Consider the following 21,445-nt stretch of genomic DNA (forward strand, 5'->3'; position numbering starts at 1 on the left):
TCTCTGCGGTACAGTGACGTGATCGCCGCGATGCTCACGACAGTCGCGGCCGCGTCGAATGCGAATGAGACAGCAATATCCGGAGGGCGTTCAGGCGACGCGAGCGGGACACTCCCCTGTATCGGCGCAGCCTTCATACAGCTTTCCGCGTCCGGTCGTTCAAGCACGTCCGTCTCGCGGGTCTTGCGCCTCCACCCTGTCAGGAGCCTGAGAAAGTGACGTACGCATACAAGTTGATCGATTCGCCGGTCGGTCAGTTGAAGCTCGTGGCGAAAGGCGAATGCCTTGCCGCGATTCTATGGGAACGCGACAAGCCGAATCGCGTGCGACTCGGCGAAATGAGCGAAGCGAACGAGCTGGCGGTGCTCGTCGAAACCGAGCGGCAATTGCGCGAGTACTTCGCGGGCACGCGCCAGACCTTCGATCTGCCGCTCGATTTTCAGGGCACCGAGTTCCAGAAGCAGGTCTGGCGCGCGCTGCTGACCATCCCGTTTGGCCAGACGCGCAGCTACTCGGAGATCGCGCAGCAGATCGGCAAGCTCAATGCAGTGCGCGCGGTGGGCGCGGCAAATGGCCGGAATCCGATTTCGATCGTAGCGCCGTGTCATCGCGTGATTGGCGCGTCGGGCGAGCTGACGGGGTTCGCCGGCGGCCTCGCCAACAAGATGCTGCTGCTTTCGCTGGAGGCGGGGCAGACGTCGCTCGAAGCAGCGGCCGATGACGCGCAACGGCCCGCGCCGGAAGGAAAGGCGGCGCGGCCGGTCAGGGACGATGCACCCGCGAAACCGGCACATCACCCGCCGAGCCGGGGAACGCAGGGATCGCTGTTCGGTAGCTGAAGCCGCGCAGACACAGCACAACGCGCCACCCGTCGGCCGTAATCGCCGATGCTTCGTCCGCGATCAACGCCATCGGCCGCGCATGCAACACCTATCCTTGAGATGCCCGTTGAGGTATCGAATAGGAGGATGACATGCGCATGCTTCTCAACATACAAATACCGAACGAACCGTTCGGCACACTCGTGCGCGACGGCCGAATCGGCGAGCTGATGCAAAAGATCCTCGAGGACATGAAGCCGGAAGCCATCTACTTCACCGAGCAGCAGGGCAAACGCGGCGCGGTGGCGGTCGTCGATGTCGCCGATGCATCGGCGATTCCCGCACTCGCCGAACCGTGGTTCCTGAAGCTCGACGCCGAGTGCGAACTGCGCATCGCGATGCTGCCCGATGATCTGATGAAAGCCGGCCTCGACGCGCTAGGCGACAAGTGGAAGTAGCGCGGCCCTCAGGAATGCCCCGCCGATAGCTGCAGCAGCATCGAAGCCGCGGCCGTCGCGGCGACCTGGCAGCCGAGCACGATATGCTCCTCGGCCGTGTCCTCGATGAAGTCGTGACTCACGCCGCCGATGCTCGGCACGAACATCATGCAGGCCGGCATGCAACGCGCGATCACCTGCGCGTCGTGTGCGGCACCGCTCGGCATGCGCAGCCACTGGCCCGGCGCGATCGCTTCGGCGGCTCGCGCGATGTGCTCCGCGAGCGTGGCGTCCATGCTGACGGGCTCGATCGGCTCGTCGATCGTCTGCAAGTCGACGCTTATGGCGTTGTGCGCATTGAAGTCGCGCACCAGTTCCGCGAGCGCGTGCTCCATTGCCTGAAGCCGTGCGGGGTTCGCGTCGCGGAATTGCAGGTACATGTCGGCAGCGCCGGGTACGACGCTCATAGAGCCCGGATCGAGATCGATGCGGCCCACGGTCCAGACAGTATCCGCGTCGGCCAGTTGCTTGAACGCGTCGTTCATCCGCGCGATGAAGGCGACGAGCGCCGCGCCCGCGTCGCGGCGGATCGCCATCGGCGTCGTGCCCGCATGGTTGCGCTGACCCGTGAAGCGCAGCCGCGATTCGCGCAGCCCGACGATCGTCGTGACCACGCCGATCGACTTGCCGATCGCTTCGAGCCGCCCGCCCTGCTCGATATGCGGCTCCAGATACGCGACCTGGCGCCCTGCCTCGAAACGCGCACGCGGCCGGCCCGCGAGGCCCGCCGCCGCCAGTACATCGGTGAGACGTTCGCCCTGCCGGTTGGTCGCGCCGCGAATCGACTCGTCGACCGCCTCGCCGACGAAGCTACGGCTACCGAGCAGGCCCGAGAACGTGCCTTCCTCGTCGATCCACGACGCGACGTCGACGGCGAGGTGCCGCGTCGCGTCGTTCTCCGCTAGCGCGCGGGCGATTTCGAGCCCGTAGATCACGCCCATTGCGCCATCGAGCCAGCCGCCGGTCGGCTGCGTGTCCGTGTGTGAACCGATCACGAGCGCGGGACCGCTGTTGCGCGAGCGTCCGAACACGGTGCCCACGCCGTCGATGCGCGCGTCGAGCCCCGCCTCCGTCATCCTGCCGACCAGCCATTCGCGTGCCGCAAGATCGACCGGCGACAGCGCGAGCCGGACCACGCCGGGACCGGTCGCGCCTGAGCCGGCCGCGCCAAACCCGCGCAGCCGTTTGAGGTCGGCCATCAGCCGGTCCGGATCGATCTTTACCACGTTGTCATCTCCCTGAATTGATTGCGGATGCGGCCGCGCGAAAATCGCCCGGCGACATATCGTACGCACGTCTGAACGCGCGATTGAAATCCGACGCGCTATTGAAGCCCCAGCCGTACGCGACGTCGATCACCGGCCTGCGCGGGTAGCGATGCAGTTCGTCGGCCGCCTCGCGCAGGCGCCGGTTGCGAATATACGCGTGGAGCCCGCCCTCCGGCTCGAACAATCGATACAGCGTGGGGCGCGACAGCTGCGACATGGCCAGCACGCTGTCGACGGTCAGATCAGGTTGGCCGAGATTCGCGTCGATATAGCGGCGCGCCGCCGCGAACATCGCGGTGCGTGCCACCGCGCGCGCACCGCCGGTCAAGCCCGTTTCCTTGCCGAACGCCGCCGCCATCAGCAACGCGCAGGTGTGGAACGCTTCCTGCGCCGCGGGCGCGTCCATCGTGGGCAACCTGCGGCATAGATCGGCCAGATGCGCGGGAATCAGCCGCGCAAGCGGCGTTTCATATTCGATCATGCGGCCATGTATCGACTCCGCTTCCGGCAGCACCGGATCGATCAGATGGCGCGGCACAAACAGCGCGACCAGGCGGCACGGCCCCCGCGTCATCTGCATCGGCTGATTCATGTCGAGTGCGAGGATGCTCGGCCGCGTTTGCAGCGCGACGCGCTTCGGATAGAGGCCGGTGGTCGTCTCGAAGGTCCCTTCGACGGCCACGTGAAACACGAGCTGGCGCACGTTATCGGTCGAAATGCGAGCGACCGAGCGCGCTTGCGCGACCGGATCGGTGCGGCAATCCGTGAAGGCCATGCCACCGGCGCGATAGGTGTCGATGCTGCCGCGAAAGCCGTCGGCGAGTTGCCGGCGCGAGATCGGCACGTCGAGAAAATGGCCGACGCGCTCGCGCCACATAGGCAATTGCGCGCGCGGCGCCTTGGTGTAGGTGTCGAAGTGGGTGTAGTCGAAAGCCGCTGGCATTGCTGCGGCCGCGGTTGCGGTGCGGTTGGCTGCCTGATTGGTCGTCAAGGTCTCCCCGCCGGTTTTGTAGTGTGCGCGGCATGATAGCCGCGATTGGCGAAAACGTCATGAGCCTGTTGCTAGTGCGTCGATGCCGTGGCCGTCGAAGCTCATGCGCCCCCGCTCCGCTCATGCCTGACAGGCATCAGCACCAGCCTACAAAGTCTTTTTTCTTTGCGCAAGGCCTCTCATGCCGCCGCTCGAGCTCGCCTTCGTCCATGTCGCAGGCACTCGCGGTCCGGCCGAACAACATAAAAAATGGCCTCCAGACGGAGGCCATGTTATTTTTTTATAATCGGTTCGAAACGTAAATCGTTTCAAATGAACGCGCATCCAGCAGCTATCGGTTCGTCGCTGCGGCTCGAAGCATTGCCGCCAACGTGAATAGCCCTGCCCCCAATGGAGGCCCATAGTCATAAAAACGCAAGTGCCGCGCAAAGAAAATGGTGGACGTCGAAATTACTATCAAAACTGCAACGGCAATGATGGAAAAAACCACCAAAAAATCTTTATTCACGATTGGCTCCTTGCGTCGAAATCTCCCCGCTTCCGCATTCCGTCCCAAAACCAAAAAGGCTCTGCTTTGACGCGACAAAAATTTGCATAGTACCCTCCGTACGCTAGCAAGAGTCCTCCGTTCAAGAGCAACTCCTGGAAGCCGGTGAACAGTTCGCGCGGATCTGGCGAAACGAAAAGGTTGAGGAAGACAATGGTGACGCTGACGCCGGCCATTACGATCAATGCCAGCGGCACCCCGATGTTTAGCAGCAGCATGGAGCCAAGCACAACTTCCAGATATTTGACCATTTGGTAGAAGCCGATATCTGCCATAGCTCCTATATAGGCGCCCACTTTTCCCGCGTGGCTGAAATCCGGAATGTATCTGAAAACCACGAAATTCAGCCCGGAAGAGAGATAGTGGAATGCGAAATATAGCCTCATCCACATGACGACGAACTTCCAAGGTGATTCATTTGCTATTTTCATCGCTTTTTTATCCTTTCGCGGATTAGAAATTTTGCCATCGGCCGTTTACTCACTCCCTGAAAGGCATCGTGAGGAGTCAACCGCGGGTGTCCAAAGACCGTGAATCAAATAGCGCGTGCGATCTTGAAGTTGGTAACCAGTGACTGTAGGCGTTCAGCTTCCGCATGAACGCCACGGGCAGCGGCAGCGGCCTCTTCGACCAGGGCTGCGTTGTGCTGGGTCACGGTATCGATTTCGCCGATTGCCTTGTTTATCTCCATGATGCCCCGGTGGCCGTCATCGGATGCATGGGTGATCTCCTCCATCAGGCTCGAAACGTGGGCGAACTCACTCACCACCTCGTTAATTTTTGACCCGGCATCGTTCACCAGCTGAGATCCCTGATCAACGCGGGTGACCGAATTGCTGACCAATTCCTTGATTTCCTTGGCGGCCGATGCCGAGCGTTGAGCCAGCGTGCGGACCTCCTGAGCAACGACGGCGAAGCCACGACCTTCGTTGCCAGCACGTGCAGCTTCAACCGCCGCGTTAAGGGCCAGGATATTGGTCTGAAAGGCGATACCCTCGATAGTCGCAATGATGTCGGCGACTTTCCTGGATTGATCGGCAATGCCTGACATGGTGGTCACGACCACTTTCATGACCTCTCCACCGCCGTTTGCCAAATCGGATGTAGTCTGCGCGAGTTTGAGGCCCTGTCTGGCATTCGCCGCGTTGTTCTCCACGGTCGCCGTCAACTGCTGGATCGAAGCTACCGTCTGTTCGAGAGACGCCGCCTGTTCCTCGGTGCGCTGGCTCAGGTTCTCGTTACCTGCCGCGATTTCGGATGCGCCGGTCAATACGGCCTCGCTACCGGACCGGACTTGCTTCACGATATCCACGAGACTCTCATTCATGCTGCGAAGCGCACGCATCAATTGGCCGAGTTCAGTATCGGAATGCACCCTGACCTGTGACGTCAAATCCCCCGACGCAACTGCTTCGGCAATTCTTACGGCGTCATTTAACGGGAAGACGATTGATGTGGCAACCGTGTTGCAGACATATACCGTCGCAATGATAGCGATACAGATCACGCTGAATGTCAGCATCAGGGCCATGTCGTAGTCGTGAATGGCGTTTTCCGCAGCTTCATCCGCATTCTTCTGGATGAAGTCCATATGGGCGCTGAGCGTGTTCTCGGTGGACTTGAAGACATCAAAGATCTTGGTGTTGGCGAGCACCCGCGCGGTAGCAAGATCTGGATTGTCAGTCATTGCAAGTGTGTAGAGTTCTTTGTTGATCACCGCATACGCAGCAATTGCCCTCTTATCGTTCTCGAAATACTGACGATCCTCGCCCGGCAGCGCGTTTTTCTCATAGTGATCGACACCCTTTCTCAGCTGATCCAAGGCTTGGGCACGGATCGCCGCATTGGTATCTTTGGCTTGTTTGGAATCAGACAACACCAGACCCAGCGTGGCGCGACGATCCGTGCTGAGGGCCAGACGAAGATCAGCAATCGTTTTGATCGACTCCATCCAATTCTGTTTGATGTCCACTAGATGCGATTCGATCCGATGCGCCTGGAAAAGCGCAAATCCCGCGGCACCGCATAACAGCAGGATAACGATTGCGAAGCTAACAAACAGCCGGTTGCGTACTTTGAGATTGCGAAGAAGCATTAGCATGTTTTTTTGCCTACATTGATTGTATAACCTTGGATTTCGGCATAAATCCCCTGAGTATGGATAGGGGGCAAGCATGATTGTGAAATCCGGTCTGATGTGTTAGTGCCGGACTCGCGAGATCTTTCGACCGCTAAGGCGAAATCAACGCAGCACGGGCGCCAACGATGGCCGGTGTGCTCGGCTTTTCCTGCCCGTGAATGCGGCCTCCGGATAGCGGCATCGACCGCGACGATCATCGGGCGCACGTGCGAGAAGCCGAACGTCGATAACGGCGAAGGCACGGACGCGCAGGACTAGATATGCGCTGGCCACGTTGTAGTGCGAAGGAGAGAGCGTTGTCGGTCACGCCGGTGCGCCAATGGCGCCAAAGGACCTCGGGCTGACCGTCGAGGCAACTGCCGAAACATCGGCTGCCCCATGAGTTGCGGAATTCACGAGTAAGCGCTTGAGCAACACCATGAAAATATCCGCTTCGTCCTCGGTGAAGAGGCTAATCAATTTCTGATCAGTTGCCCCGAGAAACGCGGTGATCTTCGCGACCATGGCCACTCCGCTTCCCGTAAGCTGAACGCACCAGCAGCGACAGTCGTCTGGATGCCGGGACCTCATTACAATTCCAGCGTCGATGAGACGCGGAATGAGTCGGGATAGCGACCCCATATCGTAATTCAGCCGGCGGGCGAGTTGAACCTGCGTCATGAATTGCCGTCCAGCGAGGCAAATGATGACCTTAGCCTGCGCAGATGAAATCCCAAGCGATGACTTCAGATGTCGATCAGCAGACTCCGAGACCGCCCTGTCGACGGCGACAAAACGGGTTAGCCAATTCAAAGGGGCTTCAACCGCATGGCTTAGGGGTAGGTCCTCCTCGCTCTTCATATCTGCCGCTCCTTCAAATGTGATCGGAACCAGACGTCGGGTTTGCGCCTATACGTCCGAACACTACCTCGTACTATGGTTGATCGGTCGGTCCTGCGCCGCTACTGCGTGTCCGGCGCACTGAATTACTTATAATTCTAAATTGTATGCTATCATAGTAGACGAAAAGGTCCTCGTGGCACTTTCTGCGCTTGATCGGGGGGACTTTTTACTATTGCATATCCGTGAAGAGCACGACAGCGATGACGAAAACATACTCATCGCCGCCGCTCTCAATCAAGCATCAGAATCGATGCATCATGCCAAGCTGAAAAACTGACTGGATATTGCCGTTTGCCACGATGTTCCCGATTTCTGCAGCATATGCGCCGTTGGTGCGTTGAAATACACCAGCGGCATAGAGCGAGGTGCGTCTCGACAACGTGTATGTCAACTGCAATGCGGCCTGGTTGATCGTCACGTTCTTCAGCAGCTCGTTACCATTTTCGTAGGTATAAGCGCCGCCGAGGTTCCAGGCCGGTGAGAAGTCATACCCGACGCCACCTGCAAGCGCGTAAATCCTGGCACCCGTATGGGTGTTGCGCGCCTGGCTGTACATCCCCGAGACCGTGAAATGGGCGTACTTCGTCCTTGCGCCGGCGAGGAGGTTGGCGATGCCACTATGCCCGTTGTTGACCGGCGCGTAGTTCTGCTCGGTGTAAACAACCGCAGCACGCGTTTCCCCGTTCCTGAAGTTGATCGCGGCGCTCTTTCCAGCCCCGTTGTTGAAGTCCCCCGCCGTGCCGCCGAAGCTATACATCAAGCCAACCGACAGCCCGGCATATTCTTCGGAGACGACCTTGACGGCATTCGACATTCGTTTGCCGCCGACACGATCCCAGTTGATGGCCGCTAACCCAGTGATCTGGCCGTTGCTTGTGATAGGTGCGAACGGGCCGCCTGAGACGGCACCGGCGATCTGGGCTGGACCCGAAACGCCGAGCAGGTCGGCACCGAAGCTACCGGTGCGGAAGTTCAGCATACCGCCAGCGATGCCCGTGGCCGGATCGATACCGCCGAGCAGGTAATAGTCGAAGGCGAAGTCGTTCTGCCGCCCGAGGCGGAAGCTGCCAATCCCTGCTTGACTCAGTCCGACCCACGACGAGTTCTCGAACATCGCGCCGCGCGACTGCGGATCAAGTCCCCCTGTGCTTAGGCTGATCATCGAGTCGAGGCTGAAGTTGGCGCGCAGGCCGCCCCCCATGTCCTCGCTCCCGCGGAAGAAGAACTTGGTCGGAAAAATGGCGGAATCCTGCATTTGAAATAAACGTGACCCACCTGAATCACGATAGGTAGCGATCCCTTCGTCAAGGAATCCTCCAAGCATAACGCTACTTTGCGCATGCGCGGCCGTCATGCTCATGCAAACTGATGCGCATGCCAACGGTACCGTGGCCCATCGGCGTTTCCTCCCGACCCCCTGGTGATTCATACATTCTCCTGATTGTTATAAGTGCTCTTTGAAACTGACTGCTGGTGAATTGTTTCGCTGGTCGGTTGTCCTCCTGAAGTTGTGCAGCATCCAATGCGGGCGGCCGGGTCCCAGTTGAACACCCGAAGCAACTCATGAATCGTGCGAGCCGTGGCCGGCGCCAGCTGTACGGAGGCACCGGCCTAATAGAGAGGGGAGCCGGTCTCGGCGTGACGAATGACAGAGCTCGGCACGTTGGCGATCAGGATGTTGCGTTCTTGCATGCGAATCGATTGCTCAGATCGGCCGCTGCCCAAGGCAGTGCATTTGCCGTGAACTGCTTGGCGGCTCGAATGTTCGAGCAGGACGTGTTAGCAAAACCTCAACAGATTCGGGATGCGCGACCTGCCACAACCGGATTCGCACCGCACCCCGATATCATCGTGCGTCTGATCTTTGAATTCGTTATCATCAGTCAAAATAGTATTTACGACAGCCTACAATGTCAACGAACCATGCTCCGGTAAAAACCCTGGGCTTGGCTTTCCGGTCGCGTCGCAATTTGCCTAGGGCACAAGGGAATTCGCGGGGCGTCTGCGCTCGCACTCGTGCCACATCGTACGCGTTTGCCCTAGTACAATGGTAGTCTTTTTTGAATACAAAATCGCGCATCGTATCTGTAACCCAACATAAAGGAGACGTGACCTTGAACGCGAATCGAAAAATCTTCGTCGGTGCGGCACTCGCTTTCGCCGCGGTCGCCGGCATCACGATGTCGAGTCGTGGCTTCGCGGCACAGACGGCACCCGTCAAAGCCTCCATCGCCAAAGCACCGGCGAAGTCGGCGCCGGTCAAGCTGATCGCTGCCGGACCGAACCAGAATTCAGACCTGGTTGCACGCGCACTGGCACCGGCATTGAGCAAGGCGCTGGGCACCGATGTTGTCGTCGAAAATCAGGCGGACGCAGCTGCGGTGTCGGCAGCAAAAGCAGCGCCCGCTGACGGACTGACGCTTCTCGTCGGCGATACCGATCAAGTGGACGGCGCACGCCAGGATTTGACTCCGGTGGCACAGGTCACCGGTCACGCGGGCCTGGTTCTGGTCGCGGGCAACGGCGCCGGTTTGAGCGGCACCGACATCAAGGACTACGCCGATCTGATCAGCCGTCTGAAGGACAATCCGAACTGCTACATGTTTGGATCGACAGGCACCACGTCGCGTGAATATCTGGCGATGGTGGCGTTCCAGAAGCGAGCGGGCGTCAAAATGATTCATACCGCCTACAAGAGCGCCGCTGAACAGATCCCGGCGCTCTTGAGCGGCAAGGTGCAAATGATAGAGATTCCGTATGAAATGGCGGCGCCGCAGATCAAGGCCGGCAAGATGCGTGTGCTCGCGGTCCTGGGCTCGCGCCGTATTCCCGAGATTCAGAATGTTCCCGCACTCGGCGAAATGTTCCCAGGCTTCGATTTCGCGTCGCATACGGGTGTGTTGGCACCGAAGGATCTCCCGGCGCCGGTCCGCGATAAGATCGCGGATGCCGTGAAGATGGCAGTGCAGGACCCGAACGTCCAGAAGGCGTTGAACGTCAACGGTCACCAGGCTGCATATCTCGCATCCGCTGACTATGCGAAGGTTATCGCCACTGACCACGACAAGCTGAGTCAGCCCGCGAAGTAACGTTGTTCGTTGCGTGTATAGCAACTGGGGCTCGATGTTCTGAAAAGACATCGAGCTTTTTTCTTTTGTCGCTCATCCATCTCCTGTCGCAACTAGAGGCTACGGGGATTCTCCTCAGTACCTCTCACACTTACGAGCCGTCCAATCGCGTTGATCACGCGCGAGCGCTAACCTGCCGCCCTCGTGAATTTTCGCGCGCTTCATCTCGCGGCGTCACCTGAAGTTCGGCTGGATTGGCCACGCGCCGGTCTTAAAATTCTGCATCGAAAGCACCGAAGTGATCCGCCAGGTCTCGACCGTAATCACTTGAGCCCGGATATGTATTTGCGTGTGATTTAAAGGAATAGCTCATATCGTTTCTCGTAATCTAGCGCAGTTCCTGGCCTTCCTCCCTGGGAAGACCGGCGAATGCCACGACAGACAACAGGGTAAATGCCCCGACAACGAAGAATGTCATCGGGAAATCGTCGATTACCAGATGATCTGCGCTGTGCCCATGAACCTGCGCGGTGATCGTCAGGCATGATGCGCAGACTGCGACACCAAAACTGATCGACGTCTGCTGCATCATTGTCGAAAGTGCCGTGGCCTTACTCATCAAGGTCTTAGGAATGCCGGAATAGCCAACCGTATTCATAGTTATCATCCCCAGAGAATTGACGATACCCGCTACGAAAAGCACGAAGCACATAAGCCCAACCGATGTCGTCGGTCTGAACAAGCCATAGCAAGCGAATGTCGCGCCCGTCATCGCGGCGCCCAGCATCATGATCGGCCTGAATCCCAACTTCCTTATTGCACGATCCATGATTGGACGGACACCGAATGCGCCGACAGAGAGCCAGGCGCTCATCAAGCCGGATTGAATGGGCGTCAATCCCAAGCCGACCTGCAAGAGCAGCGGTACGAAGATTGGAGCCGAGCCGACCGCGAGTCGGAGCGGAATGCCGCCAATCGTCGTGATGCTAAACGCTTGATATCCAAAAATCTTGAGAGGGATAATGACATCGAGACGTCCACGGCTATAAAGCCCGTATGCGACCATTGCCAGAACCCCAATAGCCGTGATTCCAATCGTCACGCTCATAGGGACGAAATTGCGGCCGACGGTTTCCAGACCACATACGATGCCCGAAAGCCCTATCGCCATCAGAATGAATCCCGTCATGTCGAACGGCTCAGACTTCTCCGAGCGCGAATCCGGCACAAATTTCAACGACAGGAGGATGCCCAATACACCGAATGGAATGTTGAGCAGAAAGATCCATCGCCAGGAGCCCATCGTGACGATCAGCCCACCCAGTAGCGGCCCAATCACACGCCCAATGGCGCCGGGAACTGTAAACCACACCATTGCTGCCACCAGCTGCGTTGCCGGAATACTTCGCAGCAGAATCAGGCGCCCTACAGGCACCATCATGGCTCCGCCAAGGCCTTGCAAGACCCGGAATAGAACGATTTCAGTGATCGAGGTGGCCGCGCCGCATAGTGCGGATGCCAGTGAGAAGATGGCGACTGCCGAACAGAATACGCGCCGCGTTCCGAACCTATCGGTGAGCCACCCGCTTGCCGGGAGGAACAGTGCGAGGCTCAACAGATAGGCGGTTATAGCGAAGTTGAGATGAAGTATCTCGACATTCAGGGAAGCGGCAATCGACTGGAGAGACGTGCCCAATATCGAGGTATCGAGACTCTGCAAAAACATCGGCACCGCAACGATCATTGGAATCAGTCGCGTACGCCGGGATGCAGATCGAGACTCCTGGGTGGAGTCTCGCGAATCCCCAATAGTTACATTTTTCTCAAGCACCGGATTGTCTAGCGTTTCGCTATTTGACGTCGATACATATCGACGATCTTGGGATCGTAGTTGCGGAAGAATTGCTGTCTGACGGGATCTGTAAGGGTGTCCAGTTTTGCTATTTCATCCGTCGCGACGGTATGAACCGTCATTCCGTGACGCTCAAGCTCAGCACGATCGGTTTTCGCCTGTTCTCGAATCAGATCGCGCTCAAAGCGCCCAGCTTCTATTGCAGCGTGTTGTAAGACATTTCGATCCTGCACCGTCAACTTCTGCCAGACCGCCGAATTGGCAACCACAGCAATGGCGCTGTATGAGTGATTCGTGACCGAAACGGCCGATTGAACGTCATAAAGGTGACCGGCCAAGATCTGCGAATAGAAGTTATCTTCCGCAACGATGCGTCCACTCTTCAATGCTCCGTATAGTTCAGAATACGGAAGTCCCACGACGTCAGCGCCCAAGACCTTGAACGTCTCAACGAACGCGGGTTCCGGGATCACGCGAACCGGCCGGTTCGCCAGATCGAGCGCGTGCCGGAACGGCTGGCCCGACGTCGTGATCTGTCGGAAGCCGTTCTCCCACCAGGCCAGACCCGTCAGACCGTGACCCTCGAGGCGCGACAACAGAGCTTGTCCGAACGGACCATCGAGCAGCGCCTGCGCCTGACGTTCGCTGCGGACAACATACGGCAGATCCATGATCTCGAATTCGGGCACGAGATGACGCAATGCCGGCGTCACCAGCAGCATCAAATCCGGGGCGCCCGGGCCACCTGCCTGCAATGCTTTGATCTGCTCACCCGGCGAACCCGGTACTGTATCGGCGCTCACGCTCACCACCAGACGACCGTGAGACTCCCGGTTCACGATATCTGCGAACCTGGCCATGCCGCGCATTGTCGGCTGGTCCGGCGACATATGCGCTCGATACTCTACGATCGTGAGCGTTTGAACAGGCTGCCCATGCGCGATCAACGGCTGCACGATCAACAGCATGCCAAATATCGCACCACTGATATCGCCACAAACTCGGCTCAATGACCAACCCGATTTAAGACGTAAAAATCTTTTCGTCATGTTCCAGGAAATATCGCCAAATATCTAAACAAAAAAAGCTACGTTACCGAAGCAACGTAGCCAAATCCCTCACTTCACATCCGAAATCAGATCAAATCAACAGCGTCCGACTTGAAAATTTTTGGCAGCTTCTTCCAGTCGCTGATGCGGCCGATCGTGGTTTTGAACGTCATCATCGGCAGGTAGTACTTGATGTACCAGACCATCAGAATCAGGTTCATATATAGGCAACCAACGCCCATGTACGGCGTGAACATCTTGTCGAAGCGATGGTTCAACACGATCGCGTTGTACCAGACGACGAACGACACCGGCAGAAGCATAAGCAGGCCGACCGGGACGAAGATACCGAGAATGAGCGAAAGGCCACCCAGAATTTCACACGTCTTCACGATATGGAAAAAGTGCGTGTGAACCATCGTGACCAGCAGCTCATTCGACTCGGGCAGCGTGCCGAACGGTTGCGGGAAGATCGGCGACATGCCGAGAGCCGTACGCCAGTAGCTGGTACCGCTGACGACCATCCAGCCGCCAAGATACAGCCGGCAGAACGTCAGGATGACTTTGCCGATGAGTTGCGGCATCGTTTTGCGATCATCGTTGTCCATAGTGTGCTTTCGTCCTTTGCTGTTTAGTTCGCAGCCTGCACAGGCGCCGCCTTCTGTTGCGTAATGCGATCATGGCGAATGATCCAGCCAGACCCGCTGATCTCGTAGACATCGACAACGTCTTGCGCCGGTTGGCCACGGGTGGCGCCGATCGTCTGGTAGACCGCGACGTCCATGCCTTGGACGATGATCTTCTTCACTTCGTGGGGAATGGGTCCGCCATCCTGATGATCGATCGTGTTCGGCGCGTTATCGACAGCCTTTTCCGAAAAGTAAGTCTTGTACGCTTCGGCGCCCTTGCCCTCCGTATAGGCCAGGTCCATGAACTCCTGAACGATGTCATGCGGCAGTTTGCCGGTGCCCGCATGCCAGTGCCAACGCGGATCCGAATGCAAACCGTGAGCGATCTGCGCGATGAACAGGAAGCCCACGATTGCCGTGACCACGCGTCCAGTCATGCTGTCCATCCACACGTTGATACGCGTGGCGATACCCCCCGAGGAGAGAACCCCTTGGTTATTCGACATCCTGCCTCCTTGAAAGCATTGTGAAGAGTTAAACGCTTCGGCTTGAGATGGTTCGGTCCTGCATTTTTGTATTTAATTTAGCCTACCGAATCGTATAGGTCGAAGAATCGTGTGTAAACGTCGGGGTTTCCCTATTTCCGTTGTTGGCGGATAGGTGCTATTTGATGTACGCGACATTTCCTTCGCGCGGAATGTAATCCGCGGGGAGCGACGGCGCCGGGCGGGCGGCAAGGTGGGCTTTGGGGCTGACGAATCCGTCAGCAGTGAGTCGGTCAATGGCAAGGAACCCGCATGCCGCGATAGTTGACGCGGCATGGTGGCAAAAGCCTTGCCCATCCATGGCCTTCCGTAATGCCCGAGTTCTCACCCGGATGGGCAGACAGGAAGATTCAATCCGCGAGCGAACACGATTCGCCACCGGCATTGGCCCTTGCAGCGCCCTACGCCGGATGATCGGGGTGTTGCGGCTAAGTTACTACTGGGGCGTCTGACCAGTTCGAGCGCCGGCCGCCTCATGCCATTGCGCCACGATCGCGCCTGCGCGTATCGCGCTATCGGGGTAGTCGAACCAGTCGTCGGACTGGTCGTAGCCCGCCTTCCGCCATTCGATCAGGTCGGCGCGCACCGTGGCTCGTGTGAGCGGCACCGTCGAATCGTACGGTTGGGCCAGCGCCGCAATCGACGCGAAACAGCACGCCGCGGCAAGGACGCCGAGCGCTATACGCGGAACGGAGTTCATGGCAAGGCCTTTCTTATCGGGGTTATCGCTGAAAGTATAGGCGTTGTCTTGACAAACGAAAGGCAAATCGAAACATATTCACTTCTCGCGTAGTGCATAAACGAGGGGCGGGAATATGGTCTGGCAAGCCGCCGACTAACGGCTCACCAAGCGCATATCGTTCGGCGCTGTCCTGTGTCAGCGGAGGAATTTCGAGGACACGGCCACTGCCAGAGCGAAGCGTTCGATGGATCGCGCGGCATCGAGGCGCGCCGCAATTGCCGATAGACTGCGCGCCGGAAGCTTCCCGCTGTAAGCGCCTTCTGTTCCGCCGAAAAGAGCTTCGCCCGCGGGCCTTTCACCATGCCGGCCTTAGACGCCTTCAACCAATGGCGCTCTATCTTTTTCTTTTGGAGAATCGCTCTGCACCATCGCTTTTTCCTTTGCAATCCCAAGCAATGACCACAAAGAAAATAGCGAGCTTCAGCTGTCATCCAGGGAATACCCGCGAACACAACATTTCTGAAATTTCCCACCTGTCATATGCAACATCGTATATTATTTTGCATGCGTACTGTTGTGCATCGCCTCGCCCTTGTGCAACGTCGACCACTCTACAAATTAACATCCACAAATAGGAGACACTGGAATTGCGTAAACTGCTCGTTAGCTGCGCCGTTACGGCAGCAATCGCGCCTGTGATGGCACAGGCACAGACCAGCGTGACGCTGTATGGCGTCGCCGATGCATTCATCGGCTACTTCGGAAACTCCGAAGGCCAACACGTCGTCAGCATGAACAGCGGCGGTGCCGGTGGTTCCCGTTGGGGCATTCGCGCGAAGGAAGATCTGGGCGGCGGTCTGTCAGCGATCGCCGTGCTCGAAAGCGGCTTCAACATCAACAACGGCACGTCCGGCCAGAGTGGACGTCTGTTCGGGCGTCGCGCCTACGTCGGCATCGACAGCCGCGACTTCGGCCAGATCATTGCAGGTCGCCTGCAAACGGCCGGCTACGAATGGGGCGGCACTTTCGACCCGATGCTGCTGGCAGCAGCCTCGCCGCTCGGCTCGATTGGCGGCGAAGAACCGCGTCCGTGGATTTTCAACATGCTGCAAGATCCCGCTCGCCAGGACAATACGATCCAGTATTCGTCGCCGACGTGGAGGGGTCTGAATGGCACGGCAGCGTATTCGTGGGGCAACAATCAAGGTCTGCAGAACGCGACGCACTACCAACTCGCGACTCTTACCTACGCCAACGGCCCGTTGCTCACGAGCTACGGCTTCGGCCACAGCCTGCAACCGTCAGCGACCATTGCACGCAATACGTACGAACACGTCTTGGGTGTGAGATACGACTTCAACTTCGTCGCGCTCTACGGTACGTACCAAGTGCGTCTGAATGATCCGGGCCAGACCGATAAGGGCTGGCAAGCCGGTGTCACGATTCCGACCGGCCCATTCGGCACCATTCGCGCTTCTTACGGCGGACTGAGCGACCAGAACATTACCTATGCCAGCACAAACGGTCCGGTAACTGGTAATTGGGCGATCCGATCGGCTGCTGTCGGTTACACGTACCAACTCTCGAAGGCGACGATGCTGTACGGCTTCTTCAAGAAGCTCTGGAACAGCGGGATCGCGCACCAAACGATCTACCCGCCCGGTGGTCTCGGTGCCCCGACCGGCTACCACGCCAATGTCACGGCAATCGGCCTGGGTTTGGCAACGCGCTTCTAAGCCTTCCTACTCCCGTGAAAAAAGCCCGCTTCGAGCGGGCTTTTTTTATTCATAGTCCTCTGCTTACCAAAACGTCGATGACCGTCCCGCTTATACGCTCTCGCTCATCGATCAACACCTGCATGATCTGTTCTCGGTCGCGTTGGACCAGCGCCGTCTTCAGCCTGCGCTCGAGCTTAGCCTACTAATCCTCTGCAGGCAGGCATCTTTCTGTCGCCAGTAGCAGGTACTTCTCCATCCGTTCAATCAGACGCAGTGCCTCTGTCTAAGGACTTTCAAACGCACTCGGGAACAAAGCGAGATTGGGATATCTGTCGCAGCTCATTGCTCGACAGATCAGAGACGAACCGCCTACGACTTGGGTCATGCGTACTCGCGCCCTGCGCCACCATCAGGTCGATCCTGCTGAACCCAACTCAGATGGACACGCCAAGCCGTTATCAAAAAAAAAAGTCCAGAGAGAAAATTCTCCCCGGACTTCCTTGAATCTACAACCGCGGTGACCGAAGCCTTATGCTTCGCCCTTGATCTTGTCGCGCACGAGCACGAAGATGAAGAGCAGCCAGGAGACGCCGAGGCCGAAGTAGTCGAAATTACGCAGCGGACGGTACTCCGTCCAGCCCCAACCCGTCGAGCCGTCGACGGCCGCCAGCGTCAGTGCGATACAGATGGCGATTGCGATCCAGGTATTCTTTTTCATCGCATGTGCTCCTTAAGCCAATTCTTTTTTCCGCTGTTCGAAGGCGGGTACATTTTGCTGCTGTTCGACGGCGGGTACACCCACCAGGCTCCCACCTTTGCCCTTCAGGCTGAAACCCTTCCAGCCGTCCCACAGCCACATCGGGTTGAGCGTCGGACGGAAGCAAACCGCCATGTAGCCGCTGTATGCGAGCAGCAGAATGCCGTTCATCAGGAGTTCTTGCGGACCCGAGAACAGTTGACGCGGCGTCGCCGAGATAAACGTGTTCAGCCAGAAAATCGTGACCGTCGTCGGCATCTCGAGAATCAGTGTCAGGAACACGAAACGGTTCATCAGCAGAAGTGCCCCGTAAACCGCTTCCATGTACTTAACCCAGTGATACATACCGATCGCATCGGCTCCCGCCACATACTGGCCGGCGAGACCCGGAATCATCGGGACATAGCCGTCGATCACGAATCGGATACCTGAGAAGAAAAGGTGGGCGCCGAAATACAGACGCAACCACGTGATTACATACTTCCACGGGGAAGAATTCGCGCTATTCATGGGAAGGGTATTTCCGTAAAGGTTCTTGCAGTACAACGTTGAAATATGGTGCCGCAGAAATTGCAATACGACAGGATATCTCAAAGGTGATGGAAACTTCCCATCACCTAAGAGCCGTTTTAAACGATGCCTTTACGGCGATCGCGAATCAGTACAGTAATGACGCAGATCCACGGAATTGCCAGACCAAACATGTCACGCGCGCGCAGAGGACGATATTCCGTGTAACCCAATCCCGTCGATCCGAAGAAGACCCAGCACGTCATGACCAGACACAGGGCGAGACCGATATAGAGGTTCCGGTTGCTCTTCATTGCAGTTCTCCCGATTCGACGATATCTCTGCGCGGTTCAGGTGTTTTCTTGAACTTGAGAGACTCTTTCCAGACATCGACCTTGAACCCTTCCCACAATGCCAGAGGCGTGAGTTTTGGCTTAAATACCGAAGCCATGTAGCCGCTGTAGGCCAAAATCAATAGACCATTCATCAGCAGTTGATTCGGGCCCGAGAACAATTGGCGCGGAGTCGCAACGATGAAGGTATTGATCCAGAAGATCGAAACCGAAGTCGGGAACTCAAAAATCGCAGCGAGCAGCACGAAACGGTTGCTCAGCATCAGGATACCGAGCACGCATTCCATATACTTGACCACCGGGAACATGTGAATCGCATCCAGCGCTTGCACGTATGCACCTCCGGTGCCCGGAATGAATGGAACCCATCCGGTGGAGATATAACGGAAACCCGACCACAGCAAATCGGCACCGAAATATATCCGGAGCCAAAGGACAGCGTACTTCCACGGCGGCGAATTAATACCTTGCATCAGATGTCTCCGTTGTTGGCTTTAGTTTTCGCAACGCGGCGGAATCGAGTCAGCCGCTGAATGCCCGTTTACGCCTGAACGACCCGATGGGCTGCGCCCGGCGTGATGATTTTGTTCAGGAGCTTTTCATCGACCTCGAATCCAAAGCCCGGCCCTTCGCTCGGATATGCCCGGCCCCGGGCAAACCGCTGACCGCCGATTGCCAGATCTTCGCCCGCCGGAATCTCGTCGCTGTTGAATACCGAATGCACGGCCAGAGGCCCCATGCTTTCGCTCATGAACTGGCACGCCCACTGATCCGAGACCATCAAATGCGTGCTCGGGCCCGACTCGATACCGCCGCCGATCAAGGTGGAGCAGAACACGGGGATGTCGTAGATCCGGCATGCCGCCAGGAATCGTTGCGCCTTGAGCAGACCGCCGACCTTTTGAATCTTCAGAATTACGCCGTCAGCCGAGCGGCGCTCCGCGATCTCGCGCAGGTCGCCAAGTTCCTGCGCCCCCTCGTCTGCGTAAATCGGCGTGTTCACGCGCTCGCGGAGTTTGGACATGCTGTCGCGGTATTGATGCGCCAGCGGCTGCTCCATGAAAGCGAGGTTGTATTCGTCCAGGCGACGCACCGTCTTCAGGGCCTGCTCGTAATTCCACGAACCATTTGCGTCCAGCGTGATCATCGCGTCCTGGCCGAGTGCTTTGCGCACTTCACGGGCCGTTGCCACATCGTTGTCGAACGTATGGCGCCCAACCTTGAGTTTGAAGGCGGAGAAACCAGCCTCCCGAACCTGGACTGCTGCCTCTGCCACTTTTTCCGGATCGCCGGCCGAGAGAACCCAGCCCAACGGAACTGACTCGCGAGTGCGGCCACCCAGAAGATCGTAGACCGGGCGACCGAGTGCTTTCCCCTTCAGGTCATGCAACGCACAATCGACGAGAGCTTTCGCCTGATTGTTGTCGCGTGCGAGCTGATCCATCATGCCGACGATTTTTTCGATATTGCACGGATCTTCGCCGAGCAGAATTCGCGGAGCGAAAATATCGGAAATCATTGCCGTCATCGAGGCCTGGCTTTCACCGCGATACCACGACGAGGTGTCGCCAGATTCAGCAACGCCCACCAATCCGTTATCGGCATAGATACGCACCACGAGCGTATTCAGACAGGTGATCGTGACGTTCGGAAGCTTCAGCGGCTTCTTAAGCGGCATTGAAACCGGAACGCACTCAACGCGGGTAATTTTCACGGGATTGAACCTATAGGAACTCGAGAGAGGAGTGCCCCCACCGGACACTTCTGAACCAGATATCAGCTATTTGCCGCCGTACGACGCAGTGCACCACAGACACGGATCAACAGAATGACTGCCAGTGCTACCGAGATCACATAGCAAACGACGAAGGAAGCGCCGAGTGCATTGGGACCCGTGAACAGTTTGGCAACGAGCGCGACGACGGTGGGCCCGAGCGCCAGGCCGAGCAGGTTGGTGATCAGGTAGTAGACCGCCGTCAGTTTTCCCATCATGTTGCCCGGCGTGAAGTTGGCCATCGTTGCGCCGCCTGCTACCGCGAACATCGAGAACATGAACGTCTGCACGAAATAAGCGATCAGGCCGACATTCATCGAGTGAATCAGCGGGAAGCATGCGGTGACGATTGCAGCGATGGCCGTCGTGACAGCGGCGACACGAACCGGTGCGTCGATCATGCCGCGTTCACGCAGCCAGTCAGCGATACGGCCCAGGATCAACAGGCCAGCAGGCGACGCCAACAGTGCCACACCGCCCAACGCCTTACCGATCTCCGGACGCGGGACATTCAGCGTGCGCGCGATGATTTCCGGAAGCCAGGCCATCTGCGAACCAACCGCAATGCCGTACAAGCAGATCGCAACCCAGAGTTGAACGTAGACGGCCTTGTTGGTCCACGCGAAACAAAGCGCTTGACGATACGTGACCCCACTGCCTGCGTTGACGTCGCGGCGTGCCGGTTCACGTACGAGCCACAGAAGCACGGCGAACGGAATGCCGATAAGACCCGGCACCAGCAGCACGAAATGCCATGGTTTGAGCCCCCCAACCAGCGGCAGGCCCGCAAATGCACCCGCCGATGCCGCCTTCAGAAGAAAACCGCCGAGCCCGAGAGCCAGACCGGTGCCGAGAAGCGGGCCGATGTTGTAAATGCCGAACGCGAGGCTGCGGCGTTGCGGCGGAAACGCATCGCGAATCATCGACGCGGCTCCAGGCGACAGCGCGGACTCGCCAACACCGAGGCCCACCCGCGTCACGAACAACTGGACGTACGTCTGACTCAGACCGCACAAAACCTGAACGGCGGACCATGCCATGATCGCGCCACCGAGCAGGCGCCGGCGCTCGTACTTATCGACCAGCGCACCCATGGGGACGCCAAGCACGCTGTACAGAAGCATGAATGAGAGCCCGAGAAGCCAACTGACTTCGAGATCGGAAATTCCGAGGTCTTCCTTGATCGGCCCAACGACGAGGGAAATCGCGCCCCGATCGATGAAGGAGACCACGTATGTCGCCGTCAAAATGGCGAGCATCCACCAAGCTCCCTTCGACGTTTTCGAATCCGAAGCGGCTTCGGCGGGTGCGAACGTCGCTCGCACCTCTGCGGTCTCACTCATTGTTCTCTGTCTCCTGGTT

Annotated in this window: 21 protein-coding genes and 1 pseudogene; 4 read left to right on the forward strand and 18 right to left on the reverse strand. The window is 57.9% G+C overall.

Annotated features, from left to right (window positions below; translation table 11 throughout):
* Window positions 1-215: 215 nt before the first annotated feature.
* Together G5S42_RS10715 and G5S42_RS10720 are read left to right on the forward strand one after the other, a co-directional pair.
* The gene (locus G5S42_RS10715) at window positions 216-839 is read left to right on the forward strand and encodes a methylated-DNA--[protein]-cysteine S-methyltransferase (RefSeq protein ID WP_176106725.1); all 624 of its coding nucleotides are present in this window, start codon (window positions 216-218) and stop codon (window positions 837-839) included.
* 134 nt (window positions 840-973) lie between these two features.
* On the forward strand, window positions 974-1,279 hold the full coding sequence (locus G5S42_RS10720; protein WP_176106726.1) for a panthothenate synthetase: 306 nt from the start codon (window positions 974-976) through the stop codon (window positions 1,277-1,279).
* Between the two features lie 8 nt (window positions 1,280-1,287).
* Here G5S42_RS10720 and G5S42_RS10725 read toward each other — a convergent pair whose 3' ends face one another.
* The 7 genes and pseudogenes from G5S42_RS10725 to G5S42_RS10755 all read right to left on the reverse strand — a co-directional run bounded on the left by G5S42_RS10725 (window position 1,288) and on the right by G5S42_RS10755 (window position 8,506).
* Window positions 1,288-2,544, reverse strand: a complete 1,257-nt coding sequence (locus G5S42_RS10725; protein ID WP_176106727.1) for a Zn-dependent hydrolase — start codon at window positions 2,542-2,544, stop codon at window positions 1,288-1,290.
* Between the two features lie 4 nt (window positions 2,545-2,548).
* A complete protein-coding gene (locus G5S42_RS10730) occupies window positions 2,549-3,577 on the reverse strand; it encodes a helix-turn-helix domain-containing protein (protein WP_176106728.1) in 1,029 nt (342 codons plus the stop codon).
* A 504-nt stretch (window positions 3,578-4,081) separates the two neighbouring features.
* Window positions 4,082-4,555, reverse strand: coding sequence for a hypothetical protein (locus G5S42_RS10740; RefSeq protein WP_176106730.1), 474 nt, complete (start codon window positions 4,553-4,555; stop codon window positions 4,082-4,084).
* Between the two features lie 104 nt (window positions 4,556-4,659).
* Window positions 4,660-6,225, reverse strand: coding sequence for a methyl-accepting chemotaxis protein (locus tag G5S42_RS10745; RefSeq protein ID WP_176106731.1), 1,566 nt, complete (start codon window positions 6,223-6,225; stop codon window positions 4,660-4,662).
* Window positions 6,226-6,567: 342 nt separating this feature from the next.
* Window positions 6,568-6,768, reverse strand: a complete 201-nt coding sequence (locus G5S42_RS44240) for a hypothetical protein (RefSeq protein ID WP_246392224.1) — start codon at window positions 6,766-6,768, stop codon at window positions 6,568-6,570.
* 45 nt (window positions 6,769-6,813) lie between these two features.
* Window positions 6,814-7,104: pseudogene (locus G5S42_RS45135) on the reverse strand (MarR family winged helix-turn-helix transcriptional regulator); the annotation flags it as partial.
* Between the two features lie 283 nt (window positions 7,105-7,387).
* Entirely contained in the window at window positions 7,388-8,506 is a 1,119-nt protein-coding gene (locus G5S42_RS10755; protein ID WP_246391929.1) for a porin, read from the reverse strand.
* Between the two features lie 748 nt (window positions 8,507-9,254).
* Here G5S42_RS10755 and G5S42_RS10760 point away from each other — a divergent pair.
* On the forward strand, window positions 9,255-10,235 hold the full coding sequence (locus tag G5S42_RS10760; protein WP_312883556.1) for a Bug family tripartite tricarboxylate transporter substrate binding protein: 981 nt from the start codon (window positions 9,255-9,257) through the stop codon (window positions 10,233-10,235).
* Between the two features lie 367 nt (window positions 10,236-10,602).
* Here the strand turns inward: G5S42_RS10760 and G5S42_RS10765 are convergent, their stop codons facing one another.
* The 5 genes from G5S42_RS10765 to G5S42_RS10785 form a co-directional block, all read right to left on the reverse strand.
* On the reverse strand, window positions 10,603-11,958 hold the full coding sequence (locus G5S42_RS10765) for an MFS transporter (RefSeq protein WP_176106735.1): 1,356 nt from the start codon (window positions 11,956-11,958) through the stop codon (window positions 10,603-10,605).
* A gap of 95 nt (window positions 11,959-12,053) precedes the next feature.
* On the reverse strand, window positions 12,054-13,034 hold the full coding sequence (locus G5S42_RS10770; RefSeq protein WP_176106736.1) for a TRAP transporter substrate-binding protein: 981 nt from the start codon (window positions 13,032-13,034) through the stop codon (window positions 12,054-12,056).
* Window positions 13,035-13,201: 167 nt separating this feature from the next.
* Window positions 13,202-13,723, reverse strand: coding sequence for a DoxX family membrane protein (locus G5S42_RS10775; protein ID WP_176106737.1), 522 nt, complete (start codon window positions 13,721-13,723; stop codon window positions 13,202-13,204).
* A 23-nt stretch (window positions 13,724-13,746) separates the two neighbouring features.
* A complete protein-coding gene (locus G5S42_RS10780) occupies window positions 13,747-14,250 on the reverse strand; it encodes a hypothetical protein (RefSeq protein ID WP_176106738.1) in 504 nt (167 codons plus the stop codon).
* 475 nt (window positions 14,251-14,725) lie between these two features.
* Window positions 14,726-14,989, reverse strand: a complete 264-nt coding sequence (locus tag G5S42_RS10785; RefSeq protein ID WP_176106739.1) for a DUF4148 domain-containing protein — start codon at window positions 14,987-14,989, stop codon at window positions 14,726-14,728.
* 629 nt (window positions 14,990-15,618) lie between these two features.
* On the opposite strand from G5S42_RS10785, the gene G5S42_RS10790 reads away from it, so the two are divergent.
* Complete coding sequence (locus G5S42_RS10790; RefSeq protein ID WP_176106740.1) at window positions 15,619-16,707, forward strand: porin; 1,089 nt, start codon at window positions 15,619-15,621, stop codon at window positions 16,705-16,707.
* A 511-nt stretch (window positions 16,708-17,218) separates the two neighbouring features.
* On the opposite strand, the gene G5S42_RS10795 is transcribed toward G5S42_RS10790, so the two are convergent.
* From G5S42_RS10795 to G5S42_RS10820, 6 genes are all read right to left on the reverse strand, one after another.
* Entirely contained in the window at window positions 17,219-17,407 is a 189-nt protein-coding gene (locus G5S42_RS10795; RefSeq protein WP_176106741.1) for a hypothetical protein, read from the reverse strand.
* Between the two features lie 12 nt (window positions 17,408-17,419).
* Entirely contained in the window at window positions 17,420-17,956 is a 537-nt protein-coding gene (locus tag G5S42_RS10800; RefSeq protein ID WP_246391931.1) for a hypothetical protein, read from the reverse strand.
* A gap of 119 nt (window positions 17,957-18,075) precedes the next feature.
* Window positions 18,076-18,270 carry a hypothetical protein gene (locus G5S42_RS10805; RefSeq protein WP_087738133.1) on the reverse strand — a complete coding sequence of 65 codons (195 nt, stop codon included), beginning with the start codon at window positions 18,268-18,270 and terminating at the stop codon, window positions 18,076-18,078.
* Window positions 18,267-18,782, reverse strand: coding sequence for a hypothetical protein (locus tag G5S42_RS10810; protein WP_176106742.1), 516 nt, complete (start codon window positions 18,780-18,782; stop codon window positions 18,267-18,269). The genes G5S42_RS10805 and G5S42_RS10810 overlap by 4 nt, the downstream gene beginning before the upstream one ends.
* 68 nt (window positions 18,783-18,850) lie before the next feature.
* Window positions 18,851-20,023 (reverse strand): mandelate racemase/muconate lactonizing enzyme family protein, encoded by a 1,173-nt coding sequence (locus G5S42_RS10815; protein ID WP_176106743.1) that lies wholly within the window; start codon window positions 20,021-20,023, stop codon window positions 18,851-18,853.
* Window positions 20,024-20,085: 62 nt separating this feature from the next.
* Window positions 20,086-21,426 (reverse strand): MFS transporter, encoded by a 1,341-nt coding sequence (locus G5S42_RS10820; protein WP_176106744.1) that lies wholly within the window; start codon window positions 21,424-21,426, stop codon window positions 20,086-20,088.
* Between the last annotated feature and the right edge of the window lie 19 nt (window positions 21,427-21,445).

It is taken from the genome of Paraburkholderia youngii (genome assembly GCF_013366925.1).
Lineage (GTDB): Bacteria > Pseudomonadota > Gammaproteobacteria > Burkholderiales > Burkholderiaceae > Paraburkholderia > Paraburkholderia youngii.